This is a genomic window from Pseudonocardia sp. ICBG601, from assembly GCF_020496245.1.
On sequence record NZ_JAHLJA010000148.1, the window covers coordinates 826,084 to 843,338 of the forward strand.

Genomic DNA, 17,255 nt, shown 5'->3' on the forward strand with positions numbered 1-17,255 from the left:
TCGTTCCCGACGCCCCTTTTTCGTCGGTGATTGCGCGGCGCCATCGACAATTCGCCGACGGCTCCCGGGAATGGACCGTTCGGCTCTTGGATCATTGCGGCATTCGGTTCATCGGACGGTGTGGGCGGCCAGTCGCAGCTCCGCCCAGCCGCGCATGACGAACCGTGGACGCCGGACCGGCGCGCCGTCGACGACGGCGTCGGGCAGGCGTCCCAGCAGCGCGCGCAGCACCTCGGCGATCTCCAGCCGGGCCAGCGGGGCGCCCAGGCAGTAGTGCACTCCGGCCCCGAAGCCCAGGTGGGGGTTGGGGGAGCGGCCGACGTCGAGGCGGTCGGCGTCGTCGCCGAAGACGGACGGGTCGCGCCCGGCCGCGCCGAGCAGCGTCGCGATCCGGGTGCCCGCCGGGACCGGGTGGCCGGCCACCGTGGTGTCGACGACGGCGGTCCGCTCGAACAGCTGCAGCGGGGCGTCGAAGCGGATCAGCTCCTCGACGGCCGTTCCGACCAGTCCGGGGTCGTCAAGCAGCCGCTGCCACTGGTCCGGGTGCCGGAGCAGGGCGTGCACGCCGTTCCCGACGACGTTGACCGTCGCCTCGTGCCCGGCCATCAGGAGCAGCACCGCGGTGCCGACGAGCTCGTCCTCGTCGAGCCGGACGGACGGCGAGTCGGCGTCCCGGACGGCGAGCAGGTCGGTGATCAGGTCCGGTCCCGCGCCGGTGTCCGTGGCGGGGGCGGCGCGGCCGGACCGGCGCTCGTCGACCAGCTCCCGCAGCAGCGCCGTGAAGTCGGCCGACGCCTGCTCGGCCGCGCGACGGCCGTCGTCGCCGGGGGCGGGCTCGTACATCCGCACGATCGCGTCGGACCAGTCCCGCAGCGGCGCCCGGCGGTCCTCCGGCACCCCGAGCAGGTCGGCGATCACGGCGACCGGCAGCGGTGCGGCGACGAGCTCCACCAGGTCGGCGGGGGCGCCGTCGCGGATGCGGGCCACCAGGTCGTCGACCAGGGCCCCGGCCCGCGCCCGCACCAGCGGGGCCAGCCGCTCGGTGTGGCCACGGGCGAACGCCGAGGCCACCAGGCGTCGCAGCCGGGTGTGCGGCTCGCCCTCGCGCTCCAGCAGCGAGTTGCGGTGCAGCAGGTTGAACGCGGCCAGCTCGGCCGCGGGCTCGGCGTCGGACCAGATGCGGCCCAGGCCGCGATCGCGCAGCACGGCTGAGCAGGCCGCGTGCGTCACCGCGACCGGGACGCCCAGACCGGGGTGGTCGTGGACCGGCCCGGCGGCGCGCAGGGCCGCGTAGGCGGGGTAGGGGTCGGCGAGGAAACCGGGGTCGGCCGGATCGAAGACATGCACGACCCGCTACCTTGCCCGGCGATGGGTAAGAAGACGCGCAACCGTGCCAGCACCGCCGACGCGGGGGACAACCCGCGCCGGCCGTGCCCCTGCGGCTCCGGCAAGCGGTACAAGGCCTGCCACGGCGCCGGTGACGACGTGATCGTCATCCGGCCGTTCGAGGGCCTCGCGGCGGAGCCCGACCTCGTCGCCATGCGGGAGTTCCTCCCGTCGGCGACGGCGGCCCTCCCGGTCCGCTCCGGCGGGCCGGTCACGCTGGCCTCGGTGCTGCCGGGCGCGTCCGCCGCGATCGTGCGCGACAACGGCGAGGTCCTGCTCGGCATGCAGGTCCAGACCCGCTCCGGGGACCTCTCGGCCGACCTGGCCGGGGCGCTCGCCTGGGCGCGCTCGGCCGAGCCGGGATCGTCGCTGCCGGTCGTCGGCGCCGGGCGCCACACCGGTGAGCGGCTGCAGGACGTGCTGGAGCCCGGCACGCCGCTGGAGCCGACGGTGCACGCCGACTTCGCGTGGTGGCTGCCGTCGGAGAGCCCGGACCCCGAGGCGCAGGCGATGCTGGAGCGCGCCAACTCGGTGATCATGCCGACCGAGGCGGTCACCGCCGACGGCGTGCGCGGCGCGTACTGGGTCGACACCGGGTCCAAGGCGCACGTGCGCTGGGTGCGGACCGAGGACGAGACGACGCTGATGGCGGCGCTGGCGCGGCTGTCCGGCCAGGGCGGCCTGGAGCTGGGCGAGGGTTCCCGCTACGCCGGGTCGTTCCGGGCGCACGGGCTGCTCGTGCCGGTCTGGGACGTCGACCGGGAGATGCACTCCTCGGAGTGGGCGGGTCCCGCCGCGGAGTTCGCGAAGCGGCTCGACGAGGCGGTGGCCGGGCTGGACGCCACGCCGCTGACCGAGTCCGAGCACCGGGCGCGCGACGTGCTCGCGGGCAAGCAGATCACCCTGCGCTAGACGGCCGCGAGCCCCGGCGCTCCTGCGAGGAGCGCCGGGACCCGGGTCGGACCGACGAGGGTTCCTACAGGGCGCCGCCCGCGGCGGCCGGGGCGGTCGCGTCGGCGGCGTCGCCGCGCGCGAGCTCGCGGGCCACGAAGTCCTCGACGTGGAACAGGTCGTCGCCGGCGCGGCGGACGATGGTGAGCAGCGTCGTCATCGAGGCGACCTCCTCCACCTGCTCCTTCAGGAACCACTGCAGGAACTGCTCGCCGAGGTAGTCGTCCTCGTCGCGGGCGGTGCGGGCCAGCGTGGTGATCTGCTCGGTGACCTGCTTCTCCTGGGTCAGCGCGAGCTGCACGAGCTCCTCGACCGAGGCGAAGTCGTTCTGCACCTCGCCGACCGAGGGGATGGTCGCCGTGAGGTCGTTGTCCAGCTGGTACTGGACCATCATCATCGCGTGGTTGCGCTCCTCGACGGCCTGCGCGTAGAAGTGCGCGGCCAGCTGCGGGAGGTCGGCGTCGTCGAGCCAGACGGCGATCGCGAGGTACTGCTGGGCGGCGGTGAACTCGCTCCGGACCTGGTCGCGGAGCAGGGCGTGGAACTTCGACTCGTCGGTCATGTCATCCAGGTTAGCGACTGGCGGCTCTTCCTGGAACGGCTCCAGAAAGGGTGTCCGTCTCAGTTGGACAGGGTCACCTTTCCGCTGGTGAGGGCCGCTTTCCCGGGTCAGAACGGGAGCACGCCACCGAGCAGTGCGTACCCCACGAACGCCACGACGTCGATCAGCAGATGGGCGCCGACGAGCGGCCACAGCCGGTTCGTCCGCTGCCAGTAGCGGGCGAACACCAGGCCCATGACGAGGTTGCCGACGAACGCGCCGATCCCCTGGTAGAGGTGGTAGCACCCGCGCAGGACGGCGGCCGCGAACGCCGACCGGTTCTCCGACCAGCCGAGCCGCCGCAGCCGGGTGAGCAGGTAGCCGATCATGACGACCTCCTCCGCCCAGGAGTTCGCCGCCGCGGACAGCACCAGCACCGGGATCCGCCACCACTGGTCGGTCAGCGTGCTGGGTGCAACGTCCGGAGTGATCCCGGCGAGCCGTCCGACCAGGTAGAGCCCCAGCCCGGGGAGGCCGATCAGCGCGGCCAGGCCCGCGGAGTGCGCCGCGTCGCGCCACGGCCGCCGCCCGTCGAGCCCGACCCGGCGCAGCGCGATGCCCGCCCGCAGCAGCAGGTACGCGGCCAGCGCGCCCCATCCGGCCAGCTGCAGCGCGCGGACGAGCTGGAACGCGAGGTCGATCCAGGCGTCGGTGGACGCGGGCGCGTTCAGGGTGACCTGCTGGTCGGCCAGCGGGGCGGGGTTCAGCAGGGCCTCGAGCAGCGACAGCGCGCTGCGTACCGCGGACAGGCCCAGCGTCACGGTCAGGACGACGGCGATCTCCAGGCCGATCAGCCGTCGCTCGCGGGGGTCGGTGGCGACGCCCGGGAAGGACGGGGGCGCCGGGCTCAGCCAGTCCCGCAGGGCCCCACGCGGTCGTGCCGGGACCGGTCCGCTCGTCATGGGGCGATCATTGCACCGGGTGCCGGGGGGCTCCGCGGGCCGCGTCGCGGGGGTGCAGGCGGGGGCGTGGGCAGGGTGATCCACACCGCGGCTGATCGGCATCGCGGCCTGATCGGCACCGCGCGCGCTGATCCGCGGCTCGCGCGCGTCCGGACACGCGCGAGCCGCGGATCACCGCGCGGGTGGGGCACCACCGCGCCGGTGATGCATGGCCGCGCTGGCGGGGGTAACGGGCGGCGGACTGCGGGGCCCCGGCGTGCGCATCGGCCGGTGATCCACATGGCGCGCGCAGTTTCGTCGTTCGCGTGCGTCCGGACGCACGCGGTCCGCGGATCACCGCGCGGACTGCGGATCACCGCGCGCGGGAGCCCACCGTGCGGGCGAGCCCGCCGGAGGGGTGAGACCACCGGGCGGGCGAGGGACCACCGGGCGAGCGGGGAACCACAGGGCGAGCAGGGAACCACAGGGCGAGCAGGGAACCACCGGGCGGGGGACCACCGGGCGAGCGAGGGGCCGCCGGGCGAGCGGGGGACCACCCGGTCGGGCGACGGGCCGCCGGACGGGCGACGGACCGGACCACCGCGTGGGCGACGGATCGCGGCGTGGGTGACGGATCGGCGTTGCGGGTCGCGGGTCACGGGGCGGGCGGGGAGCGGCGGGGCGACCACGAGCCCGTCTGCGCACCACGGCGCCCGGGCCGGCGTGACCGAGCGCTCGTCGGGGCCCGGCCGTGGCCACGCCGGGGTGCGTACCCTGGTCGGCGTGATGCGGCTGCTGCTGTCCCCGAGGTGGATGGTCTGGCACGTCCTCACACTCGGCGCGATGGTCGCCTGCACCTGGCTGGCCATCTGGCAGTGGGGACGTGCGGGATCGGCGATGGGCTCGGCCCTCAACGTGGGCTACGGCTTGCAGTGGCCGCTGTTCGCCGTCTTCTTCGGCGTCATGTGGTGGCGCTTCCTGAGCATGGAGATCGCCGACCTGCGGGCGGCCGCGGACGGACCCGGCGGGACCGCGGGGACGCCGGACAGGGCGCCGTCGGCCGCGGAGGCACCCGTCGCCGGGACCGCCCCCTCCGCGGCCCCGACGCCGGCCACTGCGTCGGCGACGAAGGCGGCCACGAGGGCGGCCTCGAAGGAGGCAGCTGCGTCGGTCTCGACGCCGGCCACCGAGCCCGCCGTCCCGGCACCCCCGGCCGGGCCGTCGCCGTTCACGTCCCGCCCGGCGAACGCCGCCCCGCCCCGCAGCACCGACCCGCAGCTGCGGGCCTACAACGAGGAGCTGGCCCGCCTTGCGGCCCGGCACCGGGAGGAGTCCACCCCGTGACCGTCGCGACCGCTCTGAAGGCCTACCGGATCTCCGCGTGGGTCACCGGCGTCGGCCTGCTGCTGCTGACCTTCTACGCGATGCCGGCGAAGTACCTGTTCGACGACCCGCGGCCGGTCGCGCTGATCGGGATGGTGCACGGCTTCCTGTACATGATCTACATCGTGTGCACGCTGATCCTGGCCGAGCGCTGCCGGTGGAAGCCGGTGTTCGCCGTGGTCATCCTGGCTGCGGGAACCATCCCGGTCGCGTCGTTCGTCGCCGAGCGCAAGGTGACCCGGAAGGTGCAGGCCGAGCACCTGGCACCCGCCGGTCCCTGAGCCCGGCTCAGCGGCCCCCGGCCGCCGGGCAGCCCACCAGCTCGGCGAACCGGCGCTGCAGCTCCTCGGGCGTGTCCGCGGGCGCGGAGAACGCCAGCCGCACGTCCTGGGTGCCGGTCGCGGTGGGCACCCGCACGCGGAGCCCGAAGCGGTCCACGCCGACCGGGCGGACCCGGCCGCCGGTGAACCCCAGCCCGTCGGGCAGGTGGCGGCGCAGCGCGCACAGCATCTCCGGGTGCGCCCGGTCCAGGTGCTCCAGCCACACCTGCTCGACCCGGCAGAACGGGTCCGGCTCGGCCGCGGCGAGCTCGGTCGGCGAGACCGGCGCGCAGCCCTCGGCGTCGGAGTAGACCGCCGACGACGGGTGCAGCCGCAGCAGCGTGGCGCCGCGCCCGGCGTCGAGGAGGTTGGGGTGCGGGGCCTTCTCGGCGAGCCGCAGCGCCCGTTCCCGGCCGGTCGTCGGGTCCGGCTCCTGCAGGGTCCCGACCAGCCACAGCAGCTCCCGGACCGGCTCGTCGAGCGGCACCGGCGTGCTGCCGGTCAGCTCGAGCATCACCGGGAGCCCGTCGAGGGTGAGCCGGGCGCGCTCGCGGAGCACGTGGTCGTCGGGCAGCAGCAGGTCGGTCGTGCCGTCCGGCCAGGTGTGGTGCATCAGCGGCGCACACGGTTCCGGCTCGCCGGTGCCGACGAGTGCCGCGCGGCCACCACGGGTGACGAGGCTGCGGGCTCGCTCGGCGACGGCGGGCGTCGGGGGGCGGCGCACTCGGGTCGTTCCCACTCTCACCTCCGATTAGGTAACCCTTACCTAATCAGTAGGAAGTATCGCCTGTCCAGTGGCTGTGGACACAGGGGGGCAACCCCCGTTGATGGGTCGCCGTGACCCGACCGTTAGCGTCTGTCGACGTGATGACCGTGCCCTCGGGTTCCTCAGCCGACCCGTGGCCGATCCGTCCGCTGCTCGCCGCGCTGGTCGACGACACCAGCCTGCTGCAGCCGAGGACCGTCGCACCGGGCGTCGACGCCGTCGTGTCGCGCTATCTCGCCGCCCGCGACGGCCACTACGGAGGCCTCGTCGGACGGCTGGTCTGCCCCGCGTCGCAGCTGCCCGCCGTCGTCACCGAGCTCGCCCGTTCCGCGCCGAGTCGGCCGGCGGAGCTGGCCCTCGTAGTCGACACCGGGCTGGGTGCGGTGCCGAAGGCGTTGTCGACCGTGTTCTCCCGCTCCAGCCTGCTCACCCCGAGCACCGTCGAGTGCGCCGCACCGCCGGACGTCGACGGCATCTGGCTCGAGCGCGTCTCGGAGTTCGTGCCGGACGAGGTGACCCCGGTCGTGGAGCCGCGCCGCCCCGTCGAGGGTGACGAGGAGGGCACGCTCGCCTGGCTCGCCGCCGTCCGCAAGGTCGCCGAGCACGGCTGCACCCCGAAGATCCGCCTCGGCGGGCCGCGCGCCTCCGACGTGCCGGAGATCGTCGACGTGCACAAGTTCCTGCTGGCCGGCCTGGAGAGCGGCACCGGCGGGATCTCGGCCCAGGGCATCGACCGGATCGTCCGCGAGGACTCGTCCGCGTCGACGCCCCGCGGCCGCCACGGCCTGCTGAACCTGATCGCCGCCGTCGCGCGGATGACCGGGGTCAGCGCCTCGCCCGACCCGGCCGAGGAGGCCCTGGCCTGCACCGACGGCGAGAAGCTCGCCCGGGAGCTCGACGAGCTGCCCGAGGCCGCCGTCGAGCAGGTCCGCACCGTCCTGCCGCGCTGCGGCGTCGACCCGGAGCCGGTCCCGATCGCCGACCTCGTCGCCCTCGGGCTGCTGGACTGATCAGGACGGATCGGATGCGGATCGGATTCCTGGGGCCGCACGCCACGTTCACCGAGCAGGCCCTGCTGACCCTGCCCGAGTCGCGTGGCGCCGAGCTCGTGCCGCTGCCCGGCGCCCCCGCGGTGCTGGCGGCCGTCCGCGACGGCTCCGTCGACGCCGGCTGCGTGCCGATCGAGAACACCGTCGAGGGCGCCGTCCCGCCGGTGCTCGACGGGCTCGTCGCCGACCCGCCGCTGGTGATCGCCCGTGAGGCCCGGATCGCGGTCCGGTTCTGCCTGATGGGCCGTCCGGGCACCACGCGTGACGCGATCCGCTCGGTCGCCTCCCACGGCCACGGCATCGCCCAGACCCGCGGCTGGCTCGCCGAGCACCTGCCCGCCGCCGAGATCCGGGTCAGCTCCTCCACCGCGGAGGCCGCGGCCCAGGCCGCCCGGGGCGAGGTCGACGCCGCCGTCGCCGCCCCGCTCGCGGCCACGCAGCACGGGCTGGAGGTGCTGGCCGACGACATCGCCGACAACGCGGGCGCCGTCACCCGCTTCGTGCTGCTGACCCGCCCCGGCCCGCCACCGGCGCCGACCGGCTGGGACCGCACCACCCTCGTCGCGACGACGACGAACCGCCCCGGCACCCTGCTCGGCCTGCTCACCGAGATCGCCGTCCGCGGCATCGACCTGACCCGGATCGAGTCCCGCCCGGTGAAGGACCGCCACGCCGAGTACTGGTTCCACCTCGACTGCTCGGGTCACGTCGCCGACCCGGCGATGGGGGAGGCCCTGGCCGCGCTGCACCGTCGCTGCGACCGGCTGATCTACCTCGGGTCGTTCCCGCGATCCGATCCCGCACCGGACGCCCCGGCGGCCGGGGTGGGGAGCCCGGTGGCGGCGCTCGGCGTCGCCACCGCCGACGACTACGCCGCGTCCGAGCGCTGGCTCGCCGCGGTCCGACGGGGAGCCGACACGTGAGCCACCAGACCGACGACGAGCACGACGGCGCCGCCTCCTTCGCGGCCGTCGGCACCGGCACCCGGACCGCACAGGTCCCGCCGGACGACGGCGCGCTGCGGCTCGTGCTGGTCCGGCACGGCCGCACCCCGTCGAACGTGCGGCACCGCCTCGACACCGCGCTGCCCGGCCCCGGGCTGGACGAGCTGGGTCACGCACAGGCCGAGGAGGTCGCCGGGCTGCTCGCCGGGTGGCCCGTCCGGGGCCTGTACGCGTCACGGGCGACCCGGGCGCAGGAGACCGCCGCCCCGATCGGCCGCGCGCTCGGACGCGAGGTGGAGCTGCTCCAGGGCCTGCACGAGGTGTTCGTCGGGGACCTCGAGGGCCAGGAGGGCGACGACGCCCGCGCCGCGTTCGACGAGGTCTTCGAGGCCTGGTGGGACGGCGACGTCGACCGCGCCATGCCCGGCGGCGAGTCCGCCCGCGACGTGTGGGACCGGGCGCTGCCCGACCTCGCTGCGGTGACCTCCGGGGTGGCGGACGGGGCGGTCGTCGTCGTCAGCCACGGGGCGGCGATCCGGATCCTGTCGCTGGCGCTGCTCGGCGGGCACGACGGCTCCGGCGCCGGCCACGGCGAGGTCACCTACGGCCGCGAGCGCCCGGTCCCCAACACCGGCCGGGTCGTGCTGCGTCGGGACCGCGGCGGCTGGGTCCCGGAGCTGTGGGACGCGATGCCCGGCGGGCGGCGCGCCACCCACCGGTAGGGGGTCAGCCCCAGCCGAGCTCGTGCAGCTTCTCCTCGGAGATGCCGAAGTGGTGCGCGATCTCGTGGACGACGGTGATCGCGACCTCGTCGATGACCTCCTCCTCGTCGTCGCAGAAGTCGAGGACGGCGTCCCGGAAGACGGTGATCCGGTCCGGGAGCTCGCCCGCGTAGTCCGCCGTGCGCTCGGTCAGCGCGACGCCCTCGTAGAGCCCGAGCAGGTCCGGCTCGTCGGGGTGGCGCGGCTCGACCAGCACGACGACGTTGTCCATCGCTGCGGCGAGCTCGGCGGGTACGAGGTCGAGCGCCTCGCCGACCAGCTCGTCGAATCGGTCGGCGGGCATCGCCACCGGCACGTCAGTTGCCCGACAGCCCGGGCAGGCCGGGCGGGATGTCGAGGTTCGGCTGCCCGGCGCCGCTGTCGGGTGCGGCGGGCTGCTCGGCGTCGGGCTGCTCGACCGGGGCCTGCGAGCCCGGCGCCGGGGTGGCCGCACCGTCTGCCGGGGCGCCGTCCGGTCCGGCGGGGGCACCGGGCGCGGACGGCGCCGGGGCCGCGGGCTGCCCGGAGACCACGAGGTTGCCCTTCACCGAGCCGGTGATCGAGGCGAAGCCGCTGTTGTCCGGCAGCAGGGTGCCGATGTTGCAGTTGACCTTGCGGCTGCCGGCCTTCCAGGACTCCTCGGAGAGGTTGCCCCAGTAGACGGTGAGTCCCTTGGCACCGATCACCTGGTCGTTGCCGGCGAACGTGTTGGCGGCGTCGGTGCAGGCGGGCTGGAGGAACTTGTCCTGGTCCTCGACGGCCGGCCAGTCCTCCTTGAACTCGGTGCCCAGGTCGACCAGCCCGACCGCCTCGACGGCGTGCGGCCCGGCGCAGTCGGTCGGGTCGCCGACGGTGCGGCCGTCGATGCCCAGGCAGGTGCCCACCGGCTGCACCGCGGACTGGTCCTGCGCGGCGACCTTGCCGGTGATCGGGAACATCTCCCCGCTGCGCGAGGCCATCTGCAGGCCGCAGCGCATGCCCTTGTCGCCGCCGTCCCAGCGCTGCTGCGACGGCTTGAGCGCGCCCACGCGGAACTTCCCGTCCGGGTCGAACTTGCCGTCCAGGTACTTCGTGACCACCGGGGTGCAGCGGTCGGCGACGAGCTTCTGCCAGGCCCCGTCGGCCGGGAACGTCGGCTGGTCGGTCAGCGCGACCCGCCCCGCTTGCTCGAACAGGTGGGGCCGGGCGCAGTCGACGGCGGCGGTGTCGGTCGCGTCGGAGCGGGTCCAGTTCAGGCAGGTGCCCGCGGTGTCCGGCGGGGGCGGCAGCGGCGGGGGCTCCTCCACCTTCGGCACCCCGGAGGACGCGAACGAGCCCAGCACCGGCACCTCGGCGCCGAGCAGCGAGTCCACCGACGCGACGGTCAGCATCAGCAGCGCGCCGACGAGGATCCCGATGCCGACCCGGCGGGCCCCGAGGAGCCCGCCCCGCCCTGCGCCCGCCCCTCCGGAGGCCTCCGACGACCGTCGCCGACGGGTCGGGACCACCGGGGTGGCCGACGGCCGGGACAGCACCGAGGTCGTGCCCTGCCCGCCGTGGACGGCGGTGCGGCCGGTCGCGTCGGGCCGGTCGGAGCCGGCGGGGGAGCGGGAATCCATGACGTCCCCATCATGCAGCCGGGGTCGGCCCGGCTTCACCCGGCCGGTGCCCCGGCGCGGCGGTCGGTCGGCCGGATGCTGTGAACGTGCAGGTCCGCCCGGTGCGACGGGGTGCCGCGACCACTCGTCCGGGCGGGCGTGGGTGAAACGCAGCCGAATCGTCATCCGGGAACGGCCGGTGGTCGTCGGCCGGTCCCGGTACGGTGCGCGCGGGGGACGAGAGTGACGATGGGGGACCAGCGATGACCGACGGACCGCGCGCCGGCGGCGGCCCGGACGACAGCACGCCGCCCGCCGGTACGCCGAGGGCGACACCGGGCGGCGCGACACCGCAGCCGCCGGAGCCGCAGTCGACGACGCCGACACCGCAGACCGACGGACCGGCGACGGCGCCGTGGGCGAACGCGCCCGCCGAGCAGCCCGCCGAGGCGCCGCGCGGCCGGATCCGGCAGCAGGACGGCAGCACCGCGCCGCGCGAGCCCACGCTCGCCGAGAAGCGTGCCCGCGAGCAGAAGCTGCGCGCGGACCGCGAGGCGGTGCGGCTCAAGGAGGCCCGCTCCAAGACCACCAAGCGGGTGCTGATCGGTGCCGGCGCGACCGTCGGCGTCGTCGCCCTGATCGCGGCCGTCTACGCCGGGTCCGGTGGCGGCAGCGAGTCGGTCGAGGCGCGCTGCGTCGACGACCAGGGCGTCGTCGTGCCGGACGACAACTGCAGCGGGCCGGAGAGCCAGGGCCAGGTCTCCAACGGGGGCGGCGGCTTCGCCTTCGTCCCGATCTTCCTGGGTGGCGGCGGCCGCCAGTACCACTACAACTACGGCGGCACCGGCGGTGTCGGCCAGGTCGCGACCGGCGGGAACGTGTCCCCGCCGCCGAGCGGCACCACGGTCCGCAGCGGCACGACCGGCTCGACCATCGGCTCGGCGAACCGCAGCGGCACGATCTCCCGGGGCGGTCTCGGCGTCGGCGGCGGGTCGTCGTCGTCCTCGGGCGGGTCCGGCTCGTCCAGCGGGAGCTGAGGCGTGCGACGCGAACGCGGCACCCCCCGTCCGGACTGGCAGCGCACCGTCGCCGAGCAGGGGCTCGCCTTCGGCACCCCCGGCCGGGACGGCTCGGGCAACGAGCGGCCCTACTGGGACGAGTCGGTGCACTACGTCTTCGAGATGGACGAGGTCCTGTCCCTCGAGGCCGACGTCGAGGTGCTCCAGTCCATGTGCCTGTCGGCGGTCGACCACGTGGTCACCACCGAGCGGTTCAAGGACTTCGCGCTGCCCGAGTGGTGCTGGGAGCAGGTCGCGCAGTCCTGGCGCCGCTCCGACCCGCACCTCTACGGCCGCTTCGACCTGCGCTACGACGGCTCCGGCCCGGCCAAGCTGCTCGAGTACAACGCGGACACCCCCACCTCGCTGCTGGAGGCCTCGATCCTGCAGTGGCACTGGCTGCAGGACGTCCACCCCGGCGACGACCAGTGGAACTCCCTGCACGAGAAGCTCGTCGAACGCTGGGGCGAGCTGAAGGGGCTGCTGCCGTCGTCGGAGGTGCACGTCACCTGGTCCGGCGCCGAGTCCACCGGCGAGGACCACATCACCGTCGGCTACCTCCAGGAGACCGCCGCCGAGGCGGGCCTCGACACCGTCGGACTGTCCATCGAGGACATCGGCTGGGACTCCGCACTGGACCGCTTCGTCGACCTCGAGGAAGCTCCGATGTCGACGGTGTTCAAGCTCTACCCGTGGGAGTGGATGCTGTCGGACGAGTTCGGCAAGCACGTCACCCGCAGCCTCCCCGAGACGCTGTGGCTCGAGCCGCTGTGGAAGACCCTGCTGTCGAACAAGGCGCTGCTCGCGGTGCTCTGGGAGATGTACCCCGGGCACCCGAACCTGCTGCCCGCCTCGCTCGGCAACCCCGGGATCCTCACCGAGTACGTCCGCAAGCCCCTGCTGGGCCGCGAGGGCGCCAACATCCAGATCGTCGCCCCCGGCTACGAGACCGCCACCGGCGGCGTCTACGGCGACGAGGGCTTCGTCTACCAGATGTTCGACCCGCTGCCCGAGTTCGACGGGTTCCGTCCCTGCCTGGGCGCCTGGCTGGTCGGTGACACCGCCGCCGGGCTCGGCATCCGCGAGACCGCCGGCCTGATCACCGACGACGGCGCGGCCTTCGTGCCGCACCGCATCCCCGAGTCCTGACCCCCGTTCCCGCACCAGTTCCTGCACACCCCCGCTCCCCGGAGGTACCTCCCGTGATCCTCGCCCAGGCGTTCGACGCCACGTACTGGGGCTTCCTCGGCCGCGGTGTCGGCGCGATCCTGCTCTACGCCGTGATCGGCACCCTGCTCATGCTGGTCGGCTTCTGGGCCATCGACCTCACCACGCCCGGCAAGCTCCCGGCGATGGTCCGCGGCGGCCTGCCGAACGCGGTCACGATCACCTCGGCCGGCATGGTGTCGATGGCGTTCATCATCGTCACCGCGATCTACGGCTCGTACGGCTCGCTGCTGCAGGGCGTCGTGTCGTCGCTGGTGTTCGGCCTGATCGGGATCATCGCCCAGGTCGCCGCGGTGCGGCTGCTGGAGTGGGTGACCGGCATCGACATCGGCGAGGTCATCCAGTCCGACGAGCCGCGGGCGGTGGCGAAGGTCGTCGCGGCCGCGCACGTCGCGCTCGGCCTGATCGTCGCGGTCGCCGTCTTCTAGACCCCGGTCCCGGCGCCGCTCAGGCCAGGGCGGTCAGCACCTCGACCCTGGCCTGCGGCGTCGGCATCGCGGCGATCTCGGCGCGGACGTCGCGGGCGGCGGCCGCGAGCTCGCCGTCGTCCAGCAGCCTGCGCAGGGTGTCGGCGGTGAACGGGCCGCCCAGCCCGGCGCCGCGGGCGGCGACCAGCTCGGCGTTGTGCCGCCGGTCGCCGGGCCCGGGCAGCGCGAGCTGCGGGACGCCCGCGGCGAGCGCGGCCAGCACGTGCGCGGCGCTGCCGTCGTGCAGCACCGCCGCGCAGGCCGGCAGCAGCTCGTCCAGCGGGACCCGCCCGACGGTGCGCACCCCCGGCCCGTGGTGGCGCAGCAGCCGCGCCGGGGGACGGACGAGCACGAGCTCGCAGTCCGGGCCGTCGGCGCGGACGCCCTGCAGCGCGCGCACCGCGGAGGACTGCAGGTCCCCGCGCACCGGTCCGCCGCCGCGCAGCACCAGCACCCGGGGGCGGACCGAGGGGCCGCTCAGCCAGGCGGGCAGCGAGGACCGGCCGGAGCCGCGGGCCCGGCCCGGCCGCACGGCCAGCGCGTCGCGCGCCCCGACCAGGCTCGACGGGGCGATGGTCAGCGCGATCGCCGGTGGCGGGACCCCGCGCAGCCCGTGCCGCAGCCGGGCACGCTGCAGCGGGCGGGAGTCCAGCAGCGTGCGGACCAGCGCGAACCCGTCGAGCAGGCCGTTCTCGTGCAGGACCGCCGGGACGTCGTGCCGGGCGGCCGCGAGTGCCCCCGCGACCGCGAGGGGCTCGTACACCACGACGTCGGGCCGCCACTGCTCGGCGACGGTCACCAGCGCGTCGGTCAGCTCCTCGTTCACCGGGCCGAACAGCGAGCGCACCCCGGCGTCGCCGCCGCGCCCGGCCAGCTCGGCCCGCGCGGTCACCGGGTGCGCGACGAGCGAGCGCGCGGCCAGCCTGCCCACCCGCAGGCTGCGGGCGACGTCGATGAACGGCAGCGGGTCCGTCCCGGGGAGCGGGTGCGCGTCGCCGCCGCCGGCGAGCAGCACCTCGTGCCCGGAGTCCCAGAGCGCGTGGGCGAGCGGCAACAGCGGTGTCAGGTGTCCCGACAGCGGGGCCGCCACCACCAGAACGCGCACCGTTCGAGGGTAACCGCCACGCGGTCGTCCGGGGGCGGTCTCCGCGCGGTTCCGTACGCTCTGGGTGTGATCGTCGAGAACGCGCCCCGGCTCGTCGCCACCGACGTCGACGGGACCCTCCTCGACGACGGCGGCGCGGTCACCCCGCGCACCGTCGCCGTGCTGGAGCGGGCGGTCGCCGCCGGCGCCGGCTTCGTGCTGGTCACCGGCCGCCCGCCACGCTGGATCCCGCCGGTGCTCGCGCGGCTGCCCGAGGGCCTGGTGCGGCTGTGCGTGTGCGCGAACGGCGCGGTGCTCTACGACGCCGCCGACGACGTCGTGCTCGGCGCGCACACCCTGGAGCCCGCCACGATCCGGGAGCTCGCCGGCCTCGCCGCGGAGCTGTTCCCCGGCTGCGGGTTCGGCGTCGAGCGCGTCGGGAACGCCGAGGGCGACGACGGCGTGCGGGGCGTCGTCGACGAGTTCCTCACCGACCCCGGCTACGTGCACGCCTGGGGCGAGCACGACGGCGGCTCCACCAGCCGCGAGGACCTGCTCGGCCGCCCGGCGACGAAGGTGCTGATCCGCTCCCCGGAGCTGACCAGCGAGCAGATGATGGACGCGCTCGCACCGAAGGCGGGCGGGCTGGCCGACCTGACGTTCTCGCACTCGTCGGGGCTGCTGGAGGCCTCCGCCCCCGGGGTCACCAAGGCGACCGGCCTGGCCGAGGTCGCCCGCCGGCTCGGCGTGACCGCGGCGGACACCGTGGCGTTCGGCGACATGCCCAACGACCGGGAGATGCTGCGCTGGGCCGGGCTCGGCGTCGCGATGGGCAACGCCCACCCGGACCTGGTCGGGCTCGCCGACGAGGTGACGGCACCGCACACCCACGACGGGCTCGCCGAGATCCTGGAGCGCTGGTTCTGAGCGCACCCGGCGCCGTTCACCTGCCCGTCGACGAGCGGTCATGCCCGGTCCCACGGGCCGCCCCGACCCGGCCCACGACCCCGCCCGCGCGTACCATCACCGGCTGTCATCGCCCGCGAGCCGGGTGCCAGCGCCCGCGCCAGGAGGCCCCCACCCGTGGCTGACACGGCAGACACCCTGGACCGTTCCGGTCCGCAACCGCCCGCCGACGTCCCGCCCACCGGCGAGGTCGCCGTGCTGGCGTCCGTGCAGGGCGCTCTCGCGAACGACAGCACCGTGCGGGTCGCCCGCGGGATGTCGCTGTTCGGCGAGCACGCCGCGGGCTGGCTGGCGATCGGCGTCGTGGGTGCCGCGCTGGACCGCCCCCGCCGTCGCGAGTGGCTCGGCTCCGCCGCGGCCGTCGCGTTCGCGCACGGCGCCTCGATCGGCATCAAGCGCGTCGTCCGGCGCCGCCGCCCCGACCACCCCGCGGTCCGGGTCCTGGTGGGCACCCCGAGCCGGCTGAGCTTCCCGTCCTCGCACGCCACGTCCACCACCGCCGCCGCCGTGCTCTACGGCGGCCTGCTGGGCAGGCGCTCCCGCCCGGTGGCCGCGGCGGGTGTGGGCCTGATGGCGCTGTCGCGCCTGGTCCTCGGCGTGCACTACCCGACCGACGTCGCCACCGGCACCGCGCTCGGCGCGGCCGTCGCCGGTACCGCGCGTCGCGTGATCTCACGCAACCCCACCACCGGAGGGTGAGCGCATGACCAGCACCGACCCCACGAAGGTCGACCGCGACGACTCCGAGAAGGAGAAGGTCGCCCGGGCCGCCGACCCGCAGACCCCCGTCGTCCCGGACGCCCCCGACGACGCGGGCGCCCCCGAGGGCCACGAGGCCGACGCGGCCCCGGCCGCCGTCGCCGCCGAGCACGCCCCGCACGTGCCGATGGACCCGTCCGAGCGCACCACCACGATGGTCGCCCGCGGTCTGCTCAAGACGATGCGCCCCCGCCAGTGGGTGAAGAACGTCCTGGTCTTCGCCGCGCCGTTCGTCAGCGGCCAGCTGTTCGACGTGCCGGTCCTGATCGACTGCGTGATCGCGTTCGTCGCGTTCTCGCTGGCCGCGTCCGGCGTGTACCTGGTCAACGACGCGCTCGACGTCGAGGCCGACCGGGCGCACCCGACCAAGCGCCGCCGCCCGATCGCGTCCGGCATCGTCCCGGTGCCGCTGGCCTTCGTCGCGGCGGGCGTGCTGTTCGCCGGGTCGATCGCGCTGTCGTTCGCGGTGACCTGGCAGCTGATCATCGTGCTCGCCGTCTACGTGGCGGTGCAGCTGTCCTACTGCCTGTGGCTCAAGCACCAGCCGGTGCTCGACATCTGCATCGTCGCCTCCGGCTTCCTGATGCGCTCCATCGCCGGTGGTGTGGCCACCGGCATCCCGCTGTCGCAGTGGTTCCTGCTGGTCACCGGGTTCGGCTCGCTGTTCATGGTCGCCGGCAAGCGCTACGCCGAGATCAACCTCGCCGAGCGCACCGGGGCCAAGATCCGCAAGTCGCTGGAGAACTACACGGCGTCCTACCTGCGCTACATCTGGTCGCTCTCGGCCACCGTCATGATCGTCATGTACGGGCTGTGGGCGTTCGAGATCCGCGAGGACCACAACTCGGTGTGGTCGGTGCTGTCGATCGTGCCGTTCGTGATCGCGGTGCTGCGCTACTCGGTGGACGTCGACCGGGGCACCGGCGGAGAGCCCGAGGAGATCGCGCTCGGCGACCGGGCGCTGCAGGTCCTGGCGCTGGCCTGGATCGCGATGCTCACCCTGGCCGTCTACAGCTGACGCCGGCCGCTGCCCGGGCCCGGTTCCCCGCACAGGGGGCCGGGCCCGCGGTGTGTC

General features: G+C 75.0%; 19 protein-coding genes. 12 read left to right on the forward strand and 7 right to left on the reverse strand.

Translation table 11 applies throughout. The features are described 5' to 3' along the window. Nucleotides 1-108 precede the first annotated feature (108 nt). Nucleotides 109-1,347, reverse strand: a complete 1,239-nt coding sequence (locus tag KPL57_RS33095; RefSeq protein ID WP_226354527.1) for a cytochrome P450 — start codon at nucleotides 1,345-1,347, stop codon at nucleotides 109-111. Nucleotides 1,348-1,368: 21 nt separating this feature from the next. Here KPL57_RS33095 and KPL57_RS33100 point away from each other — a divergent pair, with 21 nt between their 5' ends. Continuing rightward, the gene (locus KPL57_RS33100) at nucleotides 1,369-2,298 is read left to right on the forward strand and encodes a DUF5926 family protein (protein WP_100879147.1); all 930 of its coding nucleotides are present in this window, start codon (nucleotides 1,369-1,371) and stop codon (nucleotides 2,296-2,298) included. A 64-nt stretch (nucleotides 2,299-2,362) separates the two neighbouring features. Here KPL57_RS33100 and KPL57_RS33105 read toward each other — a convergent pair whose 3' ends face one another. Both KPL57_RS33105 and KPL57_RS33110 read right to left on the reverse strand, forming a co-directional pair. Further along, nucleotides 2,363-2,899, reverse strand: coding sequence for a ferritin (locus tag KPL57_RS33105; RefSeq protein WP_083657986.1), 537 nt, complete (start codon nucleotides 2,897-2,899; stop codon nucleotides 2,363-2,365). Nucleotides 2,900-3,006: 107 nt separating this feature from the next. Beyond that, complete coding sequence (locus KPL57_RS33110; protein WP_161151720.1) at nucleotides 3,007-3,840, reverse strand: CPBP family intramembrane glutamic endopeptidase; 834 nt, start codon at nucleotides 3,838-3,840, stop codon at nucleotides 3,007-3,009. 765 nt (nucleotides 3,841-4,605) lie between these two features. Between KPL57_RS33110 and KPL57_RS33115 the strand changes: the two genes are divergently transcribed. Together KPL57_RS33115 and KPL57_RS33120 are read left to right on the forward strand one after the other, a co-directional pair. Further along, nucleotides 4,606-5,163, forward strand: a complete 558-nt coding sequence (locus KPL57_RS33115; protein ID WP_226356619.1) for a hypothetical protein — start codon at nucleotides 4,606-4,608, stop codon at nucleotides 5,161-5,163. After that, the gene (locus KPL57_RS33120; protein ID WP_226354528.1) at nucleotides 5,160-5,483 is read left to right on the forward strand and encodes a DUF3817 domain-containing protein; all 324 of its coding nucleotides are present in this window, start codon (nucleotides 5,160-5,162) and stop codon (nucleotides 5,481-5,483) included. The genes KPL57_RS33115 and KPL57_RS33120 overlap by 4 nt, the downstream gene beginning before the upstream one ends. 7 nt (nucleotides 5,484-5,490) lie before the next feature. On the opposite strand, the gene KPL57_RS33125 is transcribed toward KPL57_RS33120, so the two are convergent. Then, a complete protein-coding gene (locus KPL57_RS33125) occupies nucleotides 5,491-6,246 on the reverse strand; it encodes a DUF2470 domain-containing protein (RefSeq protein WP_226354529.1) in 756 nt (251 codons plus the stop codon). A 143-nt stretch (nucleotides 6,247-6,389) separates the two neighbouring features. Between KPL57_RS33125 and KPL57_RS33130 the strand changes: the two genes are divergently transcribed. From KPL57_RS33130 to KPL57_RS33140, 3 genes are read left to right on the forward strand one after another with little or no spacing between them, the layout of a single operon-like run. Continuing rightward, the gene (locus KPL57_RS33130) at nucleotides 6,390-7,298 is read left to right on the forward strand and encodes a hypothetical protein (protein WP_226356620.1); all 909 of its coding nucleotides are present in this window, start codon (nucleotides 6,390-6,392) and stop codon (nucleotides 7,296-7,298) included. 14 nt (nucleotides 7,299-7,312) lie between these two features. Continuing rightward, entirely contained in the window at nucleotides 7,313-8,260 is a 948-nt protein-coding gene (pheA, locus tag KPL57_RS33135) for a prephenate dehydratase (RefSeq protein WP_226354530.1), read from the forward strand. After that, a complete protein-coding gene (locus KPL57_RS33140; protein WP_226354531.1) occupies nucleotides 8,257-9,003 on the forward strand; it encodes a histidine phosphatase family protein in 747 nt (248 codons plus the stop codon). Before pheA ends, KPL57_RS33140 begins: the two co-directional genes overlap by 4 nt. A 4-nt stretch (nucleotides 9,004-9,007) precedes the next feature. Here the strand turns inward: KPL57_RS33140 and KPL57_RS33145 are convergent, their stop codons facing one another. Together KPL57_RS33145 and KPL57_RS33150 are read right to left on the reverse strand one after the other, a co-directional pair. After that, the gene (locus KPL57_RS33145; RefSeq protein ID WP_226354532.1) at nucleotides 9,008-9,358 is read right to left on the reverse strand and encodes a metallopeptidase family protein; all 351 of its coding nucleotides are present in this window, start codon (nucleotides 9,356-9,358) and stop codon (nucleotides 9,008-9,010) included. A 1-nt stretch (nucleotide 9,359) separates the two neighbouring features. Beyond that, on the reverse strand, nucleotides 9,360-10,640 hold the full coding sequence (locus KPL57_RS33150; protein WP_226354533.1) for a septum formation family protein: 1,281 nt from the start codon (nucleotides 10,638-10,640) through the stop codon (nucleotides 9,360-9,362). A gap of 242 nt (nucleotides 10,641-10,882) precedes the next feature. On the opposite strand from KPL57_RS33150, the gene KPL57_RS33155 reads away from it, so the two are divergent. From KPL57_RS33155 to KPL57_RS33165, 3 genes are read left to right on the forward strand one after another with little or no spacing between them, the layout of a single operon-like run. Beyond that, complete coding sequence (locus KPL57_RS33155; RefSeq protein WP_226354534.1) at nucleotides 10,883-11,656, forward strand: hypothetical protein; 774 nt, start codon at nucleotides 10,883-10,885, stop codon at nucleotides 11,654-11,656. A gap of 3 nt (nucleotides 11,657-11,659) precedes the next feature. After that, entirely contained in the window at nucleotides 11,660-12,826 is a 1,167-nt protein-coding gene (locus KPL57_RS33160) for a glutathionylspermidine synthase family protein (RefSeq protein WP_226354535.1), read from the forward strand. A gap of 53 nt (nucleotides 12,827-12,879) precedes the next feature. Next, entirely contained in the window at nucleotides 12,880-13,332 is a 453-nt protein-coding gene (locus KPL57_RS33165; RefSeq protein ID WP_226354536.1) for a DUF350 domain-containing protein, read from the forward strand. Between the two features lie 19 nt (nucleotides 13,333-13,351). On the opposite strand, the gene KPL57_RS33170 is transcribed toward KPL57_RS33165, so the two are convergent. Then, on the reverse strand, nucleotides 13,352-14,476 hold the full coding sequence (locus tag KPL57_RS33170) for a nucleotide disphospho-sugar-binding domain-containing protein (RefSeq protein WP_226354537.1): 1,125 nt from the start codon (nucleotides 14,474-14,476) through the stop codon (nucleotides 13,352-13,354). 66 nt (nucleotides 14,477-14,542) lie between these two features. Here KPL57_RS33170 and KPL57_RS33175 point away from each other — a divergent pair, with 66 nt between their 5' ends. From KPL57_RS33175 to KPL57_RS33185, 3 genes are all read left to right on the forward strand, one after another. Beyond that, nucleotides 14,543-15,382: an HAD family hydrolase gene (locus KPL57_RS33175; RefSeq protein WP_226354538.1), complete on the forward strand. Its 840-nt coding sequence runs from the start codon at nucleotides 14,543-14,545 to the stop codon at nucleotides 15,380-15,382. 156 nt (nucleotides 15,383-15,538) lie between these two features. Next, nucleotides 15,539-16,120 carry a phosphatase PAP2 family protein gene (locus tag KPL57_RS33180; protein WP_226354539.1) on the forward strand — a complete coding sequence of 194 codons (582 nt, stop codon included), beginning with the start codon at nucleotides 15,539-15,541 and terminating at the stop codon, nucleotides 16,118-16,120. Nucleotides 16,121-16,124: 4 nt separating this feature from the next. Beyond that, on the forward strand, nucleotides 16,125-17,198 hold the full coding sequence (locus tag KPL57_RS33185) for a decaprenyl-phosphate phosphoribosyltransferase (protein WP_208818715.1): 1,074 nt from the start codon (nucleotides 16,125-16,127) through the stop codon (nucleotides 17,196-17,198). Nucleotides 17,199-17,255 lie beyond the last annotated feature (57 nt).